The organism is Mesorhizobium sp. M4A.F.Ca.ET.050.02.1.1 (assembly GCF_003997725.1).
Classification (GTDB): domain Bacteria; phylum Pseudomonadota; class Alphaproteobacteria; order Rhizobiales; family Rhizobiaceae; genus Mesorhizobium.
In genome coordinates, this window is the sequence record NZ_RZSG01000536.1 from 1 (window position 1) to 4,167 (window position 4,167).

General features: G+C 59.7%; 1 protein-coding gene and 1 pseudogene. One reads left to right on the forward strand and one right to left on the reverse strand.

Annotation, left to right across the window (positions count from 1 at the left end; genetic code table 11):
- The first annotated feature begins 1,345 nt into the window (after positions 1 to 1,345).
- The gene (locus EOA33_RS26330) at positions 1,346 to 2,578 is read left to right on the forward strand and encodes an MFS transporter (RefSeq protein WP_126063819.1); all 1,233 of its coding nucleotides are present in this window, start codon (positions 1,346 to 1,348) and stop codon (positions 2,576 to 2,578) included.
- Between the two features lie 261 nt (positions 2,579 to 2,839).
- Here the strand turns inward: EOA33_RS26330 and EOA33_RS26335 are convergent.
- Positions 2,840 to 3,871 (reverse strand): annotated as a pseudogene (locus EOA33_RS26335) (ChuX/HutX family heme-like substrate-binding protein); the annotation flags it as partial.
- Positions 3,872 to 4,167: the final 296 nt, after the last annotated feature.

Genomic DNA, 4,167 nt, shown 5'->3' on the forward strand with positions numbered 1-4,167 from the left:
CGCAGCGGTGTGAGACGGGCATTCTTATGGATGTTCATTCGGATCCTCCGATGGATGCTGAAGCGTGGTAACTCCAGTCTCCTCGGTCCGGTCCGAATGGACAACCTCCCGAAAGCTCACAGCTAGCCGATCATGTGCCCGGGGAGCATCCAGTTCGAAAGCTTGCTCTAAGCGGCTTGGTGACTTGGCCGAGGTCACCCAGGTGGAAATGACCAACACTTGGGGTAAGCCTAGTGGCGCTCCCCTCGATGATGTCTGGCGGGGTGGTTAGCCGCCTCCGTGGGACAAGATCAGTCTACACGAATGGGCTATAGCCTCTCCTCGCCTGCCTCACTGGCCGTCCTTCAGAGCCGGCCACACGAGCTTTTGTCTTTCAGCAGGGCGTTTTTCTCGCCAGCTACAGAGCCACACCGACGCCATTAATGAGCGTCCAGTCGACGGGTTGGATGGCCCTGTCCATCTTGCCCAGCACCTTGGCTTAGCATTTGCCGGTGCGGCGGAAGCCTTCAAGACGCAGTTCTTGACCTTCTCCAGATCAGCCTCGGATGGATATCGGCAAGGGTTCAGCTCGTCCTTTTGAACTTGCGCATCTTCGTGTTGGCCAACCCCAGGCCGCCCGACATATTTGCGGTCTATCCGGCACCTCAACTTCGAACAACCTTGCGGCAAGCTCTTGGGATAGCCCACGCTCGTGCCTCCACCACCCGCTCAGCAGAGCCAGATTTGTCGTTGATGGCACGGAACTTGCGGAGTCATTCGCAGATGCGTCACGGACCGAGAGTGTCGTCCCATGAATTCGATCACCAAAAAGGCCGCCCGACGTTGCTGGGACCGCCTGCAATTACCTTATCCCAGAATTGGGAGCAACGGCTTCAAAAGGGATAACTCATCACCTCAATTTTGTCGATCGCGCGGCCATCGAACCGCAGCCATCGATCAGACTTCCGCCTCGTTGCACTCATTGCGACCGCCTTGGTGCTTGCGACAACCGCTCAATTCTGGCTGCCAGGATAACCACATATGGCGACGGAACTTCCTGCTTCAAAGCAATATAGAGATCGTCGATCATCCCCCCATCAAGGCCTCGATCGAGGACACCGCGTTCGGCTTGCTTGGTTCGCAGTGAACAGACCGCACTTCGACGAATGCGATCGATGCGACCGCGCCGAGAACTCTCCCGCATTGTCGACGGTTGGGTCCGTCGGCCCTCCGATGAGGCCTCGGATGCGTCGGGCGCCGAGGCCTCGACTGATGCCGACTGGCCGCCGCCGGAAGGTCTCGCGGCTTTGATCCCCGGCGATGTAGCCACCCCTGCTGCAACAGCTCCTAGCCGGAGAACTCATTCATGACCGAATCGGCGACAGATTTAGTGGACGCGGCTTTGTTCGACCGAGATCGGCTTGACCCAGAAAGTCCCTATCAACGTTCTGGCCCTGCATGGGGTGCCATCATTTCGCTTTCCTTCGGCACCTTCGGGCTTGTGACGGCAGAGTTTCTGCCCGCCAGCGTTCTGACACCGCTCGCGCATGATCTCCGTATCACCACGGGCACGGCTGGACAGGCGCTAACAGCGACCGCAATCGTCGCGGCGATCTCGGCACCGATAATCGCCATCGTGACAAAGCGTCTGGACCGCAGGGTCGTCATCTGGGCGATGACGCTCCTGCTGATCCTGTCGAACGTTCTGGCAGAGGTTGCGGGGTCGCTGCCGGTTTTGCTGGCGGCACGCGTCGTCCTTGGCATATCGCTTGGTGGTTTTTGGTCTATTTCGGCAGCGTTGGCGATGCGGCTGGTTCCAAGTCACCTCATGCCGCGCGCCATGTCGATCATCCTCACCGGCGTTTCTGTCGCCTCCGTCTGCGCGGCTCCAATCGGCGCTTATGTCGGTGACATTTGGGGATGGCGAGCCTCGTTCAAGGTCGCCGCAATCGTGAGTGCCGTTGCGCTGCTCGTGCAACTCGTAACCATTCCGCCACTGCCTCCGATCGAAGTGCGCAGATTCCGCAGTCCGCTGGATGTCGCGAAGAATCCGGCGATGAAGGTTGCGGTGCTAGTCGTGCTATTGGTCGCTTCCGGCCATTTTGCCAGCTTCGCCTACATCCGCGCCTTTCTCGAGAGCGTTCCTGCGCTCGAAAAGAAGTCAATCCCGCTCGTGTTCCTTGCTTTTGGCACGGCCGGCGTCTTCGGCAATTTAGCCGGCGCATTCCTCACCAAACACAGTCTCAAGGCGGTCGCGGCCCTGCCGCCCCTGCTCATTGCCGTAGCCGCTGTCTCGCTCCTGACTATGGGAGCATCGGCCTTGACCTCGGCAATTGCAGTTGCCGTATGGGGCTTTGCTTTTGGCGCGGTCCCGGTCGGATTGCAGACATGGATGGTGCTACGCGCCGCTCCGAAACAGGCCGAGAGCGCTGGTGTACTGATGGTCATAACCTTCCAAGTGGCCATCGCAGCCGGCACAACTTTCGGTGGCCTATTGGTGGATCACACGGGTATTGCCAGTGTCTTTGTCTACAGCGCGGTTGCCACGTTCCTCGCTGTCTTGACAGTATTTTTGCTCGGCCCGAACCGCAAAACCTGACCGCCTGGTGGGGAGTGACGGTCGGCGGCGTTCACGCTATTGCCACCTCTGAGCTCGGCCCAAAGGCCGCGGCTTCGTCGTAACCATGCGGTCGATGGGGCAGCGCCAAATTGCTTCCTGCTCATCGCGTTGCGATAATACAGCGCGCTTATTGCGTCATCGTGTCCCCGGTCTCGGCTTCAATGCCCGGCTACTGGCTGCGGAGGCAGATGGGCGCCGGCGTCCCACCGACGACGATCGGTCTTTTCTCATGTAGCTGTCGGGGAAACGAGGCAGGTTTTCCGCCAGAACCCGCCAGTCGTCGCGCTCGCGTTCGCCTTCCTTGCGCGCACCGAACAACTGGATGATGATCTTGCCGTCGGACCCATATGCTTCGAGCGAGGTGACGTGACTGTCATTGGTCGGCTTGCGCACGGCCCAAACCTCACGGATTTGGTGGGTCCTGAGATGCAGCCGGAACGTTTCGTCCAGCACATGGATGCACGGCCCGATCTGCTTGACCGACTTGATTAAGCCGGAATGGGTCTGGATAGAACCTCGGTTGCCGACGAAGCACATGATCGGCAATTCGTCTTCGGCCGCACGCTGGAGCACGGCGCCAACTGCGGCATTGTCGAGCAGCCAAGCGTAATCCTGGCCGACCATGCGCAAAGCCTGGCAGCGGCTGAGCTTGAGCGTCTTTAGAAGGTTGACGTCAGTCAGCCGGCTCCAGTGCTCGCGTAGGTCGTCCACCGTGCCGGCCCAGTCCGCAGTCCTCGCGCCCAGGTCGGCTACTCTCGCCTTAAGCGACATGGTCGGCTCCTGGTTGGCGGATACGAGCTCGGCCACCAGCTTTCGATAGGCATGAAGGTTGGAGACCGGCCTGAGATGCACCTTATGCACTGCTGCGCCGGTGGCGTCGAAGAATTGCAAACTGCGCTGGATTCCGCCGCGATGGCGCCTTTCAACAGCGAAACCATACCTCCAAGCTTGCGGGAAGACGCGAAGGTCGAATTCGTCACCAAGGACCATGGCGTGATTGTTGCCGGTTATCACTCTGTTGAAGACGCCAATCTTTTCGTGCACGGCACCTTGATTGCGGGTCAGCGCCGTCACTTCGCCCACGAATTCGAGGCCCGTCAGAACGTGATTGACGCGCGGGTCGATGCGTGCCGCGCCGAAACCGCAATGGGCCGCGACCAGTTCCGCTTCCGAAATGGCCAATTGGGCTGCGAAATCACGCGCGGGAATGTTCGGACAGACTTCCCACGCACGCCGGATTTCGTTGGGCGACCGCTTCTTGCGCTGATCCATGTTTTTACCCCTGCCCCGTTCTTCTTTTGACGATCGATCGAAAAACGGGCCTCAGGGGTGTGCACGGCGGACGCGATCGATCGTCAGGCACATGCCAGTCGAATCCTGTCTCCGGGCGGTCAGCGGCCAATCGCCGGTAGAGAGCGATTGTTGGGTGGTCGGCGCCAATCGGCCGATCGAGCATTCGGGTACCACCGGCGGTGCTGCTTTCCCACTCAAGGCGGGTCTGATGGATCATATTTCTCTCCTTCGTTCTTTGATTTCGAGGGGAACCCAAAGGGGAATCGGCCGGCAAT